This is a genomic window from Nocardia testacea NBRC 100365 (genome assembly GCF_000308775.1).
GTDB lineage: Bacteria > Actinomycetota > Actinomycetes > Mycobacteriales > Mycobacteriaceae > Nocardia > Nocardia testacea.
In genome coordinates this window covers 24,955-41,142 of record NZ_BAGJ01000087.1, presented here as the reverse complement: position 1 = coordinate 41,142, position 16,188 = coordinate 24,955, and the positions used below count along the sequence as shown (strand labels likewise).

Genomic DNA, 16,188 nt, shown 5'->3' with positions numbered 1-16,188 from the left:
GGGCGGCCCATTCCGCATCCCGGGACGGGCCGGCCGGTCGACGCGGCGCCGCAGGCCTACGGAGTGCTCGGTCGGCAGGCCGGATGCTCCGGCGGGCACGGCGACAGAATGGTCGAGAAGTACTGGAAGGCCGCGAATACGGCGACCGGGCCGCCGATCAGGAAAGCACCGATGATGCCGCCCGCGGCGCCCAGGGTCGCCGCACCCGCCACGCAGCCACCGATGGTGGCACCGACGAACGGCACCAGCAGCAGGGCTATCGGACTGGACACCAGCGCGCCGGTCGCGGCGCCCAGGACACAGCCGAGGCTGCCCCCGAGCACCGCGCCGATCGCCCCCGCGATGGCGGCGCTCATGGTCGCGCGCTGGGTGAACACACCCAGCGCCTGCAGATCGCGCGGGGTGAACTGCTCGGCGATCTCCTTGCCCGCCTGTTCGGGCGTGATCACCGGCGCCCGCACCGGTGCCACCGGGACGCCGCCGTCGCGCTGCGGAGTGAGCACCGCGGTGCCGCCGTCGACCCGGGCCGCGATCGGATAGGCGAGGTCATCCTTGCGGTAGGTCAGCGGGGCCGTGCTCAGGGGCGTGCCGTCGACGGCTTTCAGGATCAGCTGGTCACCCGCCACCTGCCAGGCGCCGTTCGTCTCCACCACCGCGGAGCCGCCCTCCTGGGTGATCTCGTAGGTGAGTTCCCGCGGCGCGGAGGCGGGCTGCGCGGAGGCCGGGGCGGCCGCCACGCCGAGTGACGCCGCCGCGATCACGGCCGTCGCTACGCTGGTTCCGAGTTTCATGGTGTGTGTCCTCATCATTCGGGTCGAGGCGGACCGCCGGCGCGGGCTCGCGCCGCGGAGGTTTCGGTGGGCGGGCTTCACCGGCCCGCGGTGTCGACGAGATCGCCGGCGAGCACCCAGCGGTCCCCCTGGAACCGCTGGATCCGCATGGCCTCCATCGGGAATCCGTCACCGGCGCCGGTGCGCAGGGTGATTCCGGGCAGCAGCAGATCGATCGCGACATCGTCGAGCGAGCGCATGGCGTCGCGCAGGCCCTCACGGGTCTTGCAGGAGGCGGCGTCGAATGTCTTGTGGAAGCTCTGCGCCATGGCCCAGCCCACGAGGGTGTAACCGTCGGCGGGGTCGGCGCCGGGCTGGTATCGGGTCACCTTGTCCCGGTACAGCCGCATCCCGGGATCGCCGGCCCACTGCGGGTCGGCCGGGTCCTTGACGAATACCGAGGTGACGACGTTCTGCACATTCGGGAAGCCGACCGGGGCGAGCACGCTCATGGTGCTGGAGACCTGGGTGAGGATGTGCAGCGGATTCCACTCGCGATCGCGCGCGTCGGCCGCCAGGGTCTGGGCGGCGAACTTCGGGGTGGCGAAGTTCAGCAGCACATCGGCCTTCGAACCGGCCAGATTACGCAGCTGCGGGTCGACCGTGGGGTCGGTGACCTCGTAGCTCTGTTCGGCGATCACCCGCACCCCACTGCCGGCGACGGCCTCGGTGAAGCTGGCCAGCAGGTCCTTGCCGAAATCGTCGTTCTGGTACAGGACGGCGACGGTCGCGTCCGGTTTCTGCTCCCGCACATACCGGGCGAACACCTGTCCTTCCGCGCGGTAGCTGGGCTGCCAGCCGATGGTCCACGGATGCGCGTCGCCCACACCCCACTGGGTGGCGCCGCCCGCCACGAAGATCTGCGGGACCTCGCGCTGGTTCAGGTAGTCCCAGACGGCCGCCGAGGTGGGCGTGCCGAGGGTGGACAGAACGGCGAACACCTGGTCCTGCTCGACCAGGCGGCGGGTCTCCTCCACGGTCTTGGGCGGCTGGTAGCCGTCGTCGCGCAGCAGGTACTCGACTCGGCGGCCGTCGATCCCGCCCTGTTCGGCGTTGACGTAGTCGAAGTAGGCCTGCATCCCTTTGGGGAGTTCGGCATAGGCCGAGGCCGGACCGGACAGCGGGAACACGCCGCCCAGCTTCATGCCGGAGTCGGTGAGTCCCGTGGTCTGCTGTCCCTGGCAGTCGCCGGAGGCCACGGCACCGCCGGCCCCCTCGCGGTCACCGCAGCCGGCGACCGCGACCAGTACCGCGGCCGCGACAGCCGCCGCCCGTATCGCTCTAGTGCGCATAAGTTCTTCCTTTCCCCGCTCGGTGTCCGAGCCAGTGCGCCGCCCGGCCGACGAGTCCGGCCGCTCCATTCGGCGCGAGGTACATGACCGCGATGATCAGGAGTCCGAAGATCACTCCCGGCGCGGCCTGGTTGACGTCCTGGGCGAAACTCGGGACGTACATCACGAACAGGCCGCCCAGCAGCGGCCCCCAGTGCCCGCCGAGGCCGCCGACGACCAGCCCCGCGAGCAGCGTGACGGAGAGCGTGAGGGTGAACGAATCCGGTGAGACGTAACCGATCACCCAGATGTGGACGCAACCGGCGACCCCGGCGAACATCGCGCCCCAGGCGAAGGCCATGGTCTTGTAGAACGCCGGTCGCACACCCATCACCTCGGCCGCGGTCTCGTTGTCCCGTACCGCGTGCAGCGCCCGGCCCACCCGGGACCGCAGCAGACCGGCGGCCAGCAGGTAGCTCACCGCGGTGACCGCGAGCGCCAGGAAATACAGCCACTGATCCTCGGCCAGGCCGGTCCAGGCCGGCGGCCGGGGCTTGTCCAGGGTCAGTCCCATGGAGCCGCCGGTCACCGATTCGAATCGTTTCAGCAGCGGAACCAGGAAGATCGCGATCGCCAGCGTGACGAGTGCCAGGTACAGACCGCGCAACCGCAGCGCCGGAATCCCGAACGCGAAGCCGAGCACGAACGCCACCGCGGCCGCGGCCGGCAGGGTGACCGCGTACGGCACGTCCCAGCGGTCCATCATGACGGCCGCGGTGTAGGCGCCGACCGCGAAGAACGCGCCGTGTCCCAGCGATATCTGTCCGGTATGTCCCACCAGCAGGTTCAGTCCGAGCAGGGCGACGGCGTAGACCATGGCCAGCGACAGTTGGAAGGTATGGAACGGGGCCAGTTCGAAGGGCGCCCAGCAGGCGGCCACCAGCAGCACCGCCGCGGCGGGCCGGGACGCGCCGATCCGCCGCCACCGGATCCGCGGCGCCGCCCGTTCCGGGGCCGGCGCCGCCCGCTCGGCTCCGGCAGTGGAGTGTCGAATTCCCATATCGCTCATACCCTTTCCACCGCGGCGGAACCGAACAGCCCCTGGGGCCGCAGCAGCAGCACGCCGAGGATGATCACCAGCGGGACGCCGATCTTCAGTTCGGTGCCGATCACGTCGAGATAGGCGCCGGCGAGGGTTTCCGCGACCCCGACGATCAGCCCGCCGGCCACCGCACCGCCCGGACTGTCGAACCCGCCGAGGGTGGCTGCCGCGAAGGCATAGATGAGAACTCCGCCCATCATGTTGGGTTCCAGGAACAGCAGCGGGGCCGAGAGCACCCCCGAGACCGCGCCGACGGCGGCGGCCAGACCCCAGCCGAGCGCCAGCACGGTGCCGACCCCGATACCCACCAGCCGGGCCGATTGCGGATTCGCCGCCACCGCGCGCATCGCCAGGCCGATCCTGGTGTAGCGGAACAGCACGTACAGCAGTGCCATCACCACCGCCACCACGAGGAGAACACCGAGGCGGCTGTACCCCGCGGTGACGCCGCCCAGCCGCAGCGACCCGCCCGGGAAGGGGTCGGGAAATGCCTTCAGCTGGTACGACCAGATCCAGCCCGCGGCCGCGTTCACGAAGAAGAACAGGCCGACGGTGACGATCACCAGCGTGAGCTCCGGGGCCCCCTCCACCGGCCGGATGATGATCCGCTCGATGAGCATGCCGCCGGCGAAGGACACGGCGACGGTGACCGGCAATGCCGCCCAGAACGGCATCCCGCTCTCGACCAGTTGCCATGCCAGGAACGCCGAGAACATGGCGAGTTCACCCTGCGCGAAGTTGACGATGCCGGTGAACCGGTAGATGAGCACCAGCGCCAGCGCCAATCCCGCGTAAAGGGCGCCGGCACTGAGGCCTTCCACGATCTGTTGCGCGAATCCGGTCACGGCCCCACCCGATATCCCAGGTAGGACTGCGCGACCTGTTCGTCCGCCGCGATCTCGGCGGCGGTGCCGGCCAGCACGATTCGCCCGCTCTCCAGGACGTAGGCCCGGTGCGCGGCACGCAGGGCCAGCGCGGCGTTCTGCTCGACGACGATCACGGTGGTGCGTTCGGCCGCGTTGACGGCCGCCACGATGCCGAACAGTTCCCGGGTCACCATCGGCGCGAGTCCCAGCGACGGTTCGTCCAGGAGCAGCAGCCGCGGCCGGGCCATGAGGGCGCGGCCGAGAGCCAGCATCTGCTGCTGACCGCCGGACAACTGGCCCGCTGTGTCGCGCAACCTCTCCCGCAGGATCGGGAAATAGTCGAGGACCCGGCGCAGATCGGCCTCGACCCCGGCGCGGTCGCGCCGGGCGTAGCCGCCCAGGCGCAGGTTCTCCGCCACGGTGAGCGGCGCGAAGGTACCGCGCCCTTCCGGGACGTGCGCCACGCCGAGCCGAGCCATTTTCTCCGGCGCCCGCCCCACGAGCTCGGTCCCGGCCAGGGTCACCGAGCCACGGACGGGAATCAAGCCGCTGAGCGCGCGGAGCAGAGTCGTCTTCCCGGCGCCGTTGGGACCGAGTATGGCGCACACCTCTCCCTCGGCCACCGACAGGCCGATTCCGTGCAGCACCCGGGCCGCGCCGTACCCCGCGGTGAGATCGGTGACCGTGAGCAAAGGCTGGGCGTTCATGCGGCCGTCCCCAGGTATGCCTCGACGACGGCGGGATCGCGCTGGACCGCCGCCGGTGTGCCGTCGGCGATCACGCGGCCGAATTCCAGGCAGACGACGCGGTCGCACAGGCCCATGACGAACCCCATATGGTGTTCGACCACGAGCACGGTGAGCTCGAAATCGACGCGCAGGCCCGCGAGCAGTTCGGCGAACGCGCCGACCTCCCCCTGGCTCAGCCCGTTGACCGGTTCGTCGAGCAGCAGCAGGCGGGGTCCGGCGGCCAGCGCCCGGGCCAGTTCTATGCGTTTGAGCGTGCCGAAAGGCAGCCCGGCCGCCGGATGCCCGGCGACCTCCCGCAGCTCGAGGCGTTCGAGCAGACCGTCCACCTGGGCACGTAGGCTGCGCTCCTCGGCGCGGACGCCCGGGAGGGGAAGGCCCGCGCCGAGGAAGCCCGCGCGGGCGCGGTGGTGCGCGCCGACGAGCACGTTGTCCCGCACGGACATACGGGTGAACAGCCCCAGGTTCTGGAAGGTCCGGGCGATACCCAGCCCGGCCAGGCGGTCGGGGCGTACGGTCAGCAGATCGGTGCCCCGGTAGCGCACGGTTCCGGATGTCGGGGCGCAACGCCTGGTCAGGCAGTTGAACAGGGTGGTCTTACCGGCGCCGTTGGGGCCGATGAGGCCCAGCATCGCCCCGGTGTCCACGGCAAATCCGACATCGTCGAGGGCTGTGATACCCCCGAATCGGACTGTCAGGCCGGATATGTCGAGCACGGTTCCTCCGGGTGATCTGGGCGTGAGCGAAATCCTGTGTGGCAGAGCACAGTCCGCCGGACCGGCTATGGGTCAGGCCAGCGTAAGAGTGGCCAGAATGAAACACATCAGCCTTTGCGTCCCAATTATCGCCAGCGGATTTGTCCGCCGCAGACAAGCGACCGGCGCATAATTTGATACAAATACCCGCGTGTGTTGACTTTCGCCGCGGCGCCGTGGACCATCCCTCTATGTCAGCTGGATCACAGATGGTCGGCAGTCCACTTCCCGAACGGGTGCGGACCGAGCGCACCCGGATCGCCGGCAGTATCTACGCCCGCGCCGACGAGATCGCAGATCTGAGCCTGTCCGAGATGCTCGCGCAGCTCCCCACATACGCGGGCCGCGACGCCGAATTCCGCGCGGATGTGCACGAACAGGTCGCCCGGTTGTGCCGGACCGGGCTGCGCGCGTTGCTGGACACCCGCCGCGTCACCGCCGCCGATCTCGCCGCGACCCGGCGCGCGGCGGTGCGCCGGGCCCGCTCCGGGCTGCCGCTGACCGACTACATCACCGCGTTCCGCATCGGCCAGCAGGCATTCTGGAAATCCCTGGTCACCCACGCCGGCAACTCGCCCGATGCCCGAGAGGCGACCCTGTCGCTGGTCCTGCCGCTGACCCGGTACTGCGACCTGGTGAGCACCCAGGCCACCCACGCGTATCTGGAATTCCAGCAGCACCGGTCGGCCGAAGCGGGCCGCGACGGCCGCGAACTGCTCGACTGCCTACTCGGCGGCACACTGCCCGAACGCGGGCAGCTGCCGGCCACGGCGGCCGCGCACGGGATCGGGGTGACCCACCCCGACCGCCTCGTCGTCGTGACCGCCGCGGTGCACGGCATCGCGGACCACCGGGGCGACACCTCCGGCACCGAGGCCGCGCACCTCGTCGCCGCCGCGCTGGCCCGCACCGCGGTGAACGGCCACCGCACGCTGGCGGTGGTCCGCGACGCCGGCACCCGCGACCCCGAGATCGTCGCCGTCGCCGCCCTCGGCCGCACCGGAACCGTCGAGGACCTGTGCGCGCGGTTGAAACGCACCCACGAAGCCCTTGCCGGCGAGGGAATCACGGCCGCGCTCGGCGTCAGCACCGTCGGCACCGGGGTCGAGTACCTGCCCCGCGCCCGGCAAGAGGCCCGCGCCGCGCTCGACCTGCTGCCGGACGACGGCGGCGTGATGGCGCTGCCCGAACTGAGCCCGTTCCGGTACCTGGTGCTGCGCTCCGACGAGACCGCACGCAATCTGGTGGATCCGCGGATCACCAGGACGCTCACCGATGATCAGGCCAAGGGCGCGGTCCTCGCGGACACCATCCGCGCGTTCGCCGACGCCGATATGAACCTGCGCGAGGCGGCCGAGACCCTGCGCATCCATCACAACACCGCCAAATACCGACTGCGGCGCATCCAGCAACTCACCGGCCGCAATATCCGCAGCGTCGCCGATCTGGTGGACCTGCTGGTCGCCCTCGAGCTCCGGGCCACACCACACCCGGCCGTCCGCGGTCGCTAGCTCCGGCGCCCCGGACCCGAACCCGCCGCCGGGCATGGTGATCACGCACGACGACCGCTGTTTCGATTGCGCCGACCGCATCGTGGAACTCGACGTCGGCCGGGTGGTGACACCCGTCGACTCGAGAGAGAACCGATCGCCGCGACCCCCGCCGCAGGGTGGGGAATCGGCGCCGAAACGCCGGGCGGTTCGTATGCGACTTCGGCGACGGGCTGGGTATCATCTCTCGCCAGACGCGAAAGGCGTACCGGCCGAGCGCTTTCGAGCAGGGGGTTCCCGCCGCGGCCGGTGTACAGTCGCGCCCGGGGACCGGGCGCACGACCTCAGGGGGTACCTCGAGTGCCAGGGCCGACCCGGCTGCAGCCGGCGCACAGACGCGGCAGACATGCCGCCGCCGAGACCGGGGTATCCCGGATACCGATCTACACCGCCGAATTCGCCGCCGATCCGCACGGCTGCTACCGGCGGATGCGCGCGCGGTACGGATCGCTGGCTCCGGTGGATCTGGCGCCCGGCGTGCCCGCCACCTTGATCCTCGGCTACCGCACCGCCCTGCGCATCCTCGAAGACCCCACCCATTTCCCGGCCGACCCGCGGGCCTGGCAACAGAAGGTCCCCGCCGGCCTGCCCATCGTCGCGACGATGCGCCATCGCCCGAATCCCCTGCGCACCGACGATGCCGACCACGAGCGGTACCGAGCGGTGACGGTGGCGGCGCTCGCCGGTGTCGATCCGCACTCGCTGCGGGCGGTGATCGCACGGGCCGCGGTCGACCTGATCAACGAGTTCTGCGCCGACGGCGACACCGATCTCCTCGACCGGTACGTCACCCCGCTGGTGTTCCGGGTGCTCGGTGAATTGGCCGGTTGCCCGCCCGCCCTCGCCGAGCGACTCACGCCGGCGCTCACCGCCGTTTTCGATATGCGCACCGACGAAGACGCGGCGAACGTGGCCGAGGCCGCCCTCGCCGAACTCGTCACGGCCAAACGCGCCGACCCCGGCGACGATCTCACGACCCGGCTGCTGGAGCATCCGGCCCAGCTGTCGGATGCCGAACTCGTCGACCAGTTGCTCGGGGTCTACCGGGCGGGGGTCGAGCCGACCCGGGATCTCATCGCCAACACGCTGCTGCTGATACTGCTCGACCCGCGGTTCACCACCAATCAGGTGGGCTTCGCGCCGCCCACCCGGGCGGCGCTCGAGGAGGTGCTCGCGACCGACCCGCCGCTGGCGCATCACAGCATCGTCTACCCCCCGCTGCCGGTCCTGATCGAGGATGTGTGGCTGCCCGCCGATCAACCGGTGCTGGTCAGCGCGGCGGCCTGCCACGACGATCCCGAACGCACGGCCGCATACCATCACGGCCACGGCACCGATCTGGCCTGGGGCGCCGGCGCGCACGCCTGCCCGGCGCAGGCCCGGTCGATCGTCTACCTCCTCGCCGAAGAGGCCGTCGACCAGTTGCTGGACGCCCTACCCGACCTGCGCCCCGCCTTCGGCCCGGAGGAACCGGTCTGGCGGCCGGGCCCGTTCCAGCGGGCGCTCACCGCCCTGCCGGTCACCTTCCCGCCCACCCCGGGCCTGACCGTCTTCTGAGCCGGCGGCGCTGCTCAGCGCGCGTCCTCGGGCTGCTCGCCGACCACGGAACCGGCCGCCACCTGCCGTGCCGTCAACGGGGACCGCGGCCGGTGGTCCCACGCCGGGCGTACCCCCGGCACCGCATCCTCCACCACGTAGGAGGCGCGGGTCGAGATCGGCGCACCCGGACGGCTCACGTAGGGAAGCACCCGGAAATCGGTGCGCCACATCTGCGTGTCCACCTCGACCCGAGCGTAACCGCGCTGCCCGTTGCAGAACTTCAGATCCGGGTTGGCCGCGAGCAGCTCGGCTCCGCGAGCGCCGATATCGATACCGTCGCCACCGCTGGTGATCGAGGTTCCGGTGAATTCCGTCGCCACCACCGGGGTGCGCGGGTCGGCGGGATCGGCCCGTAGATCGGCGGCGTAGTTCTCGTGCCGGTCGCCGGTGATCACCACCAGATTGCGCACCGACCGTGCGGCGGCGGCCAGCACCACGGCACGTTCGGCGGGGTACCCGTCCCAGGCGTCGGCGGACAGCTCTGCGGCAGGCCCCGCGTCATGATCGGTACGACCGAGCACCACCTGGTTCCCCAGGATCTGCCAGCGCGCGGCCGAGTTCGCGAAACCCGACACCAGCCACTCCCGTTGGCGCGTACCGAGAATCGAGTCGCCGTGGCGGAACTGGCGGGTGTCCAGCATCGTGAACTCGGCCAGATCGCCGAATCGGTAGCGCCGGTGCACCCGGATCCGCGGACCGGAGGGCAGCTGCGCCAGACGCAGCGGTTGGTGCTCGTACATCGCCCGGCGCGCCCGGAAGATGGGTGTCAGCCGATCGCGATCCACGGATATCCGCGCCGCCTCGCCCATCCAGTCGTCGGCCAGTTCGTGGTCGTCCATGGTGATCAGCCACGGAAAGGCGGCATGCGCGCGCCGCAGCGCGGGATCGGATTTGTACCAGGCGTAGTGCATTCGATAGCCCGCGAGGTCGCGTGGCTCGCGACGGAGCCCGGGTTCGAGCGGGGTTCCCGGGCGGCCGCGTGCGATCGGATATTCGTAGAGGTAATCGCCGAGGTGAACGGCGAGGTCCAGATCTTCCGCGGCCATATGGTCATAGGCCGTGTAGTACCCGTCGTTCCAGGCCTGACAGGAGGCGAACGCGAAGCGCAACCGGTGGGCCGGGTGCCCGGATGCGGGCGCGGTTCGGGTACGGCCGATCGGCGAGATCGCCGACCCGGCCCGGAATCGGTAGAAGTACCAGCGGGCCGGCTCGAGACCCCGCACCTCCGGATGCACCGAATGTCCCAGCGCGCGGTCGGCGACGACGGTGCCGCGGCGCACGACCTGCCGGAACCGGTCGTCGTGGGCGACTTCGTAGTCGACGGTCACCGGCGCGCGGTTCATTCCGCCCGACCCGTCCGGGGCGCCGGGGTCGGGGGCCGGCCTCGTCCACAGGACCACCCCGTCCGGGGTGGGGTCGCCGGAGGCGACCCCCAGCGTGAACGGATCACCCAGGAACCGGGGCGCCCGCAATCTCGCGCTGCCCGCCGTCGTTCCGGCGAGCAGAACGGCCGTCGCGGCGCCCCCGGCCAGGAAGCGCCTGCGTGTGGTGTCCATGTTCCATGGATCCCGCATCCGGCCGACTTCCCCGTGGCCCCCGGATGACGCCCCGGTGACCATCGGGCGAGTGTTGCCGGACTCTGTCGCACGGCGGGCGACAGCCGATGAGAGGAAGTCGGGGAACGTCCGGTGTACAGTGTCGTTGTCGCCGGTTCTCGGCCCTGACCTCGGTTCGAACCCCTCCAATTTATGTGTAACCGTCGGTTACACATAAATCCGGTCTCGCCCCGCCCGAGAAATTCCGCGCCGATCGGCGTCACCTCCGTGCCACGCCGCCTCCGGGCCGTTCCGCCGCGCTCTCCACGCGGTCGCCGGCAGGTACCGCACCAGCGGAACTCGACATCCGCACACGAAATCTTGTGGCCCGCGAAATCAGCCCCCGCGCGAGAGATCCGGCTAGTACGGTATAGCCACCGCATTGCTGCGGGGTCAACGGGAGCGGTGGGAAAGGCGGGGCAGGATATGTTCGATCCGGTATCGTCGTCGACCGGAGTTGTTCCGTCGCAGGCTGATATGCCCGCTTCGGCACCGCGTGCCGGGCAACTACCGAGGTACCTCCGCCGCGTGCGCCTCGATGCCACACCGTTGCTGACGAGCGATACGCTCGACACGCTCGACACGCCGACCGCCGCCGGGACCCCGGCAGACCCACTCGCCGGCGATCCGGCACTCGCGTTCCGCTATCGCAGCGCCGAACCGATCGACTGGGAGGGCACGGCGGTCCACCCGCTCTACAGCGAACAATTGCCCACGGCGGCAGCGGCCCTCACGATCACCCTGCTGTCGGCCACGCCACCCGCCGGGCTGACCGGCGTCGGCATCGGCCTGTCCATGGTGGACGGGTACATCGAGATCGACGGGCGGCGGCTGACCGGTGTCGACATCTGGCGCGACGCCCTGGAGCGGGGAATCACCTTCGACCTGACCGCGCACTCTCCCGGCGCGCTCTTCGTACTGACTCCGGTCTGGGCCGATGCCACCGGCGAACCCCGGTCCTGGACGGGAAACTACGGAATCGTGGTCGAACGCACGGACAACGACCGCACCGTGCTGTGGTGCAGTATGGGTGAGGGACCGCCGCATTTCGCCGACCTGGTGGTCGAGGTCCGCAGCACCCCCGTGGATCCACGTCCACGCCTGTTCACTCCCGCGACCGGCGTCGTGCCGTCGGTCTCCGTTCCCGCCGTACCCCCCGGATCCGGTGGCGCACCGGTTCCGCGCCCGCCCGCCGCCGGGGCGAGTACGGTCACCGCCGTCGTCGCGCCGGGCCGGGGCGGCACCGGTCCGGCCGGGCGCTCCGGGCGGACCGCGGCCGACAGTGGCGAATCGGAAGGCTATCCCTGCAGTCTCGCGGACCTGGTCCTGTGCCCTCCGCACGTCGACGGTGCCGATTTCCTCGTCGAGCCCCTCAACGGCACGGACGAATTCTTCGACTACTCGTCCCTGTTCGACGAACCGGTACCCGATCCGCTGCCGGCGATCACGTTCTCCGGACCGGCGACACTGCTCACCGGACCCGAACAGTGGTACACACGGACCGCCGAGGAGGACCCGGGCCCGGCTCCGGGCCTCGCCCACGGATGGGCCGACACTCCCGACCAGACCGGCTTGGTCCCGGTGATCAGCGGGACGGACCTGCCGGATTACGGCCCGGAGCCGGTCCAGGAGTCGCGCAGCGCGGACGAGCCCTCCGTATTCCCGTTACCCGCTGCCTATTTCACCGCGTCACGGGCCGCCCACCGCGTCCCGGAGGAAGGATCGACGGCCATCGACGAGCCCTCGGCGGCCGATACCGTCGCCGATGGTTCGCTGCCCCCGATCCCGGCCGTCGAGAGCACCACCGTCCCCGGCGGACCGGATCGGCTCTACGAACTCGGTGCGGCCCGGTGCGCGGCGGGAGACGACGAGCAGGCCGCACGGTGGTGGGCCGAAGCCGCCGACGCCGGGCATCTCGGCGCCGCCTACGACCTGGGCGCCCTCTATTACCGGCACGACGAATTCGATGCCGCGCAACGATGGTGGCGGGTCGCGGCCGGGCGCCGGCACATCCGGTCCATGGCGAGCCTTGCCGATCTGCTCGAGCAGATCGGCGCCGTGCCGGAGGCACGGATGTGGCGCACGCAGGCGGTCGCCGAAGAGGTCATCGCCAATGCCGCGCAGACCACCGACTCCTTCGCGGTGCCGACCGCGGGCCGGTGAGCCGGGCCGGCCGGCATTTCTCCGGGCACCGATCATTTTCGGCGGCCTCGGCGGTCAGAGGTGGTGATAGTTCCGGCAGGTCACCCCTTGACCTGAACCAATGTCGAGGTTGTTGAGTACATGACTATGGAAACCACCCGGCGCCCCGCCGCCGAACCCGCGACCCGTCTCGATTTCGGCGACTCCACGGTCCGGACGTTCGCACAACTACTGGTGAACGTGCTAGTGGTGTCGTTCATCAACTTCACCGTGTGGTTCGGCCTCACGTTCTTCGTGTACCTGCAGACCCGATCGGTTTTCGCCACCGGGATGATCGCCGGCCTCTTCCTGGTCGCGATGGCCGGCACTGGGGTGTGGTTCGGCAGCATCGTCGACCATCATCGCAAGAAGAGCGTCATGCAGGTATCCGCGCTCGTCTCGCTCGGAATCTATGCCGTCGCGCTGGTCTACTACGCGCTCACCCCCGCCGAGGCATGGCGCGATCCGGCGAGTATCCGGCTGTGGGTGCTCGTGGTACTCGCGATGAGTGGAGTGATGGCCGGGAGCCTGCGCACGATCGCGTTGCCCACCGTGGTCACCGCCATGTTCGACGAACGCCACCGGGACCGGGCCAACGGGCTGGTCGGTACGACGAGCGGTATCTCCCAGCTGCTCACCTCGGTGGTCAGTGCGCTGCTGGTGGGTTGGAACGGCATGCTGGGCGTGCTGACGCTGGCCGTCGCCGTGCTCACCGTCGCGGTGGTGCACCTGCGGGGACTGACGCTGCCGGAATCGCTCGCCCACGCCGCCGCCGCGGGCGAACCGCAGCGGGTCGATCTGCGCGGGACCGTACGCGTCATCCGCGCCATCCCTGGCATGGTCCCGCTCATTGTGTTCTCGGCTTTGAACAATCTGCTGTTCGGCGGACTCATGGCCCTGATGGATCCGTACGCGCTGTCGATGATGTCGGTTCAGGCGTGGGGCTTGATCTGGGGTGCGCTCAGCGCGGTGATGATCGTCGGCGGGCTGTTGGTTGCGCGCACGGGGACATCGTCGAACCCGGTGCGGTTGATCCTGCTCGTCAATCTGGCCCTGTGGGCGGTCATGCTGATCTTTCCGATCCAGGATTCCGTCCTGCTGCTGATCGGTGGGATGGCGGTGTTCATGGTTCTCATGCCCTTTGCGGAAGCGGCCGAGCAGACCGTGCTGCAGAAGGTCGTGCCCTATCAGCGCCAGGGCCGGGTCTTCGGGTTCGCCCAGAGCGTCGAACAGGCGGCCTCGCCGCTCACCGCGTTCCTGGTCAGCCCGCTGACCCAGTTCTTCTTCATCCCGTTCATGACCGCCGGGCCGGGTGCGCGCTGGATCGGCGGCTGGTTCGGCACCGGCGAGGCCCGCGGAATGGCCCTGGTCTTCGTGCTGTTGGGGGTGCTCGGCCTGCTCTTCACCGGCTACGCGCTGGGCAGCCGGCACTACCGGCGACTGAGCCGTAGCTTCCGCACCGGTGCGGTTGCCGCGGGCGCCACCGGCGATACGGGCCCGGCCGCCCCCGGCTTCGAGTCGGACCTCGCGGAACTGGCCACAGTGCCGGGTCGATCGCACGATATACCCTGCCCGCAGGGCGCGGGCGCCGCCTGATCCGGCGGCGACGAGCCCGCGGCCCGGCCGGCCGGGCCCGCCTAGGGTGTGCCCCCATGGGAACTTTGTGCCGCAACGGAGTGTGCGCGATCGGCGCGTACTACATCCGGCCGCGCACGGCAGCTCGGACTCTGCCGGTGCACCCACACTCCGCTGACCCCACCGGGTAATCCCCGCCGCGGGACCACCTGGCGGTGATCGGCGCCGATTCACTCGAATCGGCGCCGCCGCGACCGTTCGGCGCCACTGCGCGCCGCCTCCTGCCCCGGCATGGGTCCGGGCGAATCAGCGTCTTCGATTCGGCCCACTCTTCGGAGGATCCCATGTCCCGCCCTGCTCCGGGTTCGCGTACCCGCGCATCGACCCGCAAGCGGCTCTCGCAGAATTTTCTCACCGATCCCCGGATCGCTCGCCGAATCGTGCGGGCTTCCGGTATCGGCCGCGACGATCTCGTCCTCGAGATCGGTCCCGGCGACGGTATGCTCACCCGCCACCTCCTCCCCGCCGCGGCCCGCGTGGTGGCCTACGAGAAGGATCCGCACTATGCCCGCCGGCTCGCCGTCCGATACGGCGGTGAGCACCGTCTCCAGGTGCGGAACCAGGATTTCCGCACAGTCGTCGCCCCGCGCGAACCGTTCGCCGTGGTCGCCAACATTCCGTTCGCGGTGAGCACCGATATCGTGCGCTGGTGCCTGGCCGCGCCACGGCTGACCTCGGCGACACTGCTCACCCAATACGAATTCGCGCGCAAGCACAGCGGCGACTACGGCCGTTGGACCAAGTTGACCGTCACCCACTGGCCGGAGTCGGAACCGACGCTGGGCGAGCGGATCGACCGCCGGGAGTTCTTCCCGGTCCCACGGGTGGACGGGGCGGTGCTGCACATCGCCCGCCGTCCCACCCCTCTGTTACCCGCCGCATCCGGCGCGCAGTACCGGCGCCTGGTCGAACTCGGTTTCTCCGGCGTCGGCGGGTCGCTCGCCGCCTCGTTGCGCCGCATCCACCCCGCGCGTGCGGTTGCCGCGGCGTGTGCGGAGGCCGCGATCCCGACCGACGCCCCGGTGGGCCTGGTGCCACCGGACGCGTGGCTCACGCTCTACCGGCGGTTGTACGAGACGCGGGGTCCGGGTGGCGCGCGCCGCTGACCCGGACACGACGACGGGGACGAACCCGCGCTGGATTCGCCCCCGTCGCCCTGGGCAACTGTCCCCGTCTACACCGGCGTGAACTCACGATCGGCGATATACGCCGGCCGCCGGGCGGGTGCGGCGAACGGTTCCTCCAGCGTGTTCTCGACACTGTTGAACACCAGGAAGATATTCGACCGCGGGAACGGTGTGATGTTGTTGCCCGACGCGTGCATGATGTTCGAGTCGAACAGCAGCGCCGAACCGGCCGCACCGGTGAACTGGGTGATCCCGTACTTATGCGCCAGGTCGGTGATATCGGCCTTACTCGGTACTCCGATCTCCTGCTCACGCAACGATTCCCGATAGTGGTCGGCCGGTGTCTCCCCCTGGCAGGGGACGAACGTCCGGTGCGACCCCGGCATCACCATCAGGCTGCCGTTGTACGGGTAGTTGTCGGTCAATGCGATGGACAGGCTCACCGCCCGAGGCGCGGGCATACCGTCTTCGGCGTGCCAGGTCTCGAAATCGGAGTGCCAGTAGAAACCGGTGCCGAATCCGGGCAGATAGTTGACCCGGCTCTGGTGGATGTACACATCCGATCCCAGTACCTGCCGGGCCAGGTCCACGACCCGTGTTTCCCGCACCAGCTCCGCCACCGCCGGACTCAGTTTGTGCACCTCGAATACCGAGCGCACCTGCTGCGACGATTTCTCCACGATGAGCCGGTCATCACCCCGCAGATCCGGATCGCTTGCCAGCCGGTCGATCTCGGCGGCGTACTCGGCCACCTCCTCGGGGGCCAGCAAACGATCCATGATCGCGAAACCGTCGGTATCGAACGCAGCCAGCTCCGCGTTGCCGATCCGGCCCCACACAGTCGCGTCATGCCGCTCCTGCAGCGGCAGACGCTCGGCGGTTCTGGTCGGATAGCGATCGATCCGATTGTCTACCAACGTCGTTCGTCCTT

General features: G+C 70.0%; 13 protein-coding genes. 5 read left to right on the top strand and 8 right to left on the bottom strand.

Annotated features, from left to right (window positions below; genetic code table 11):
* Nucleotides 1-56: 56 nt before the first annotated feature.
* The 6 genes from ON38_RS34080 to ON38_RS11395 all read right to left on the bottom strand — a co-directional run bounded on the left by ON38_RS34080 (nt 57) and on the right by ON38_RS11395 (nt 5,531).
* Complete coding sequence (locus tag ON38_RS34080; protein ID WP_051164611.1) at nt 57-791, bottom strand: DUF8020 domain-containing protein; 735 nt, start codon at nt 789-791, stop codon at nt 57-59.
* A gap of 77 nt (nt 792-868) precedes the next feature.
* Entirely contained in the window at nt 869-2,122 is a 1,254-nt protein-coding gene (locus ON38_RS11415) for an ABC transporter substrate-binding protein (RefSeq protein ID WP_039824656.1), read from the bottom strand.
* Nucleotides 2,112-3,170 carry a branched-chain amino acid ABC transporter permease gene (locus ON38_RS11410; protein WP_245564004.1) on the bottom strand — a complete coding sequence of 353 codons (1,059 nt, stop codon included), beginning with the start codon at nt 3,168-3,170 and terminating at the stop codon, nt 2,112-2,114. Before ON38_RS11410 ends, ON38_RS11415 begins: the two co-directional genes overlap by 11 nt.
* The gene (locus ON38_RS11405) at nt 3,167-4,048 is read right to left on the bottom strand and encodes a branched-chain amino acid ABC transporter permease (RefSeq protein WP_039824654.1); all 882 of its coding nucleotides are present in this window, start codon (nt 4,046-4,048) and stop codon (nt 3,167-3,169) included. Before ON38_RS11405 ends, ON38_RS11410 begins: the two co-directional genes overlap by 4 nt.
* On the bottom strand, nt 4,045-4,776 hold the full coding sequence (locus ON38_RS11400) for an ABC transporter ATP-binding protein (protein ID WP_039824652.1): 732 nt from the start codon (nt 4,774-4,776) through the stop codon (nt 4,045-4,047). Before ON38_RS11400 ends, ON38_RS11405 begins: the two co-directional genes overlap by 4 nt.
* Nucleotides 4,773-5,531, bottom strand: coding sequence for an ABC transporter ATP-binding protein (locus ON38_RS11395; protein WP_083872542.1), 759 nt, complete (start codon nt 5,529-5,531; stop codon nt 4,773-4,775). Before ON38_RS11395 ends, ON38_RS11400 begins: the two co-directional genes overlap by 4 nt.
* A gap of 230 nt (nt 5,532-5,761) precedes the next feature.
* On the opposite strand from ON38_RS11395, the gene ON38_RS11390 reads away from it, so the two are divergent.
* Together ON38_RS11390 and ON38_RS11385 are read left to right on the top strand one after the other, a co-directional pair.
* The gene (locus ON38_RS11390) at nt 5,762-7,081 is read left to right on the top strand and encodes a PucR family transcriptional regulator (RefSeq protein WP_039824649.1); all 1,320 of its coding nucleotides are present in this window, start codon (nt 5,762-5,764) and stop codon (nt 7,079-7,081) included.
* A gap of 339 nt (nt 7,082-7,420) precedes the next feature.
* Nucleotides 7,421-8,677 (top strand): cytochrome P450 family protein, encoded by a 1,257-nt coding sequence (locus ON38_RS11385; protein ID WP_245564003.1) that lies wholly within the window; start codon nt 7,421-7,423, stop codon nt 8,675-8,677.
* A gap of 14 nt (nt 8,678-8,691) precedes the next feature.
* Here ON38_RS11385 and ON38_RS11380 read toward each other — a convergent pair whose 3' ends face one another.
* Nucleotides 8,692-10,275 carry an alkaline phosphatase D family protein gene (locus ON38_RS11380; RefSeq protein ID WP_085995394.1) on the bottom strand — a complete coding sequence of 528 codons (1,584 nt, stop codon included), beginning with the start codon at nt 10,273-10,275 and terminating at the stop codon, nt 8,692-8,694.
* Between the two features lie 567 nt (nt 10,276-10,842).
* Here ON38_RS11380 and ON38_RS11375 point away from each other — a divergent pair.
* The 3 genes from ON38_RS11375 (at nt 10,843) to erm (ending at nt 15,236) form a co-directional block, all read left to right on the top strand.
* Nucleotides 10,843-12,477, top strand: a complete 1,635-nt coding sequence (locus tag ON38_RS11375; protein ID WP_039824647.1) for a hypothetical protein — start codon at nt 10,843-10,845, stop codon at nt 12,475-12,477.
* A 120-nt stretch (nt 12,478-12,597) separates the two neighbouring features.
* Nucleotides 12,598-14,091: an MFS transporter gene (locus tag ON38_RS11370; RefSeq protein WP_083872540.1), complete on the top strand. Its 1,494-nt coding sequence runs from the start codon at nt 12,598-12,600 to the stop codon at nt 14,089-14,091.
* A 323-nt stretch (nt 14,092-14,414) separates the two neighbouring features.
* Entirely contained in the window at nt 14,415-15,236 is an 822-nt protein-coding gene (gene erm / locus ON38_RS11365; RefSeq protein WP_039824739.1) for a 23S ribosomal RNA methyltransferase Erm, read from the top strand.
* Between the two features lie 68 nt (nt 15,237-15,304).
* Here erm and thpD read toward each other — a convergent pair whose 3' ends face one another.
* Nucleotides 15,305-16,174: an ectoine hydroxylase gene (gene thpD, locus ON38_RS11360; RefSeq protein WP_039824645.1), complete on the bottom strand. Its 870-nt coding sequence runs from the start codon at nt 16,172-16,174 to the stop codon at nt 15,305-15,307.
* Nucleotides 16,175-16,188: the final 14 nt, after the last annotated feature.

Coding starts and splice junctions, on each gene's coding strand:
- ON38_RS34080 (WP_051164611.1), bottom strand. CDS start 791: ATGAAACTCGGAACCAGCGTAGCGACGGCCGTGATCGCGGCGGCGTCA.
- ON38_RS11415 (WP_039824656.1), bottom strand. CDS start 2,122: ATGCGCACTAGAGCGATACGGGCGGCGGCTGTCGCGGCCGCGGTACTG.
- ON38_RS11410 (WP_245564004.1), bottom strand. CDS start 3,170: ATGAGCGATATGGGAATTCGACACTCCACTGCCGGAGCCGAGCGGGCG.
- ON38_RS11400 (WP_039824652.1), bottom strand. CDS start 4,776: ATGAACGCCCAGCCTTTGCTCACGGTCACCGATCTCACCGCGGGGTAC.
- ON38_RS11390 (WP_039824649.1), top strand. CDS start 5,762: ATGTCAGCTGGATCACAGATGGTCGGCAGTCCACTTCCCGAACGGGTG.
- ON38_RS11380 (WP_085995394.1), bottom strand. CDS start 10,275: ATGGACACCACACGCAGGCGCTTCCTGGCCGGGGGCGCCGCGACGGCC.
- ON38_RS11370 (WP_083872540.1), top strand. CDS start 12,598: ATGACTATGGAAACCACCCGGCGCCCCGCCGCCGAACCCGCGACCCGT.
- erm (WP_039824739.1), top strand. CDS start 14,415: ATGTCCCGCCCTGCTCCGGGTTCGCGTACCCGCGCATCGACCCGCAAG.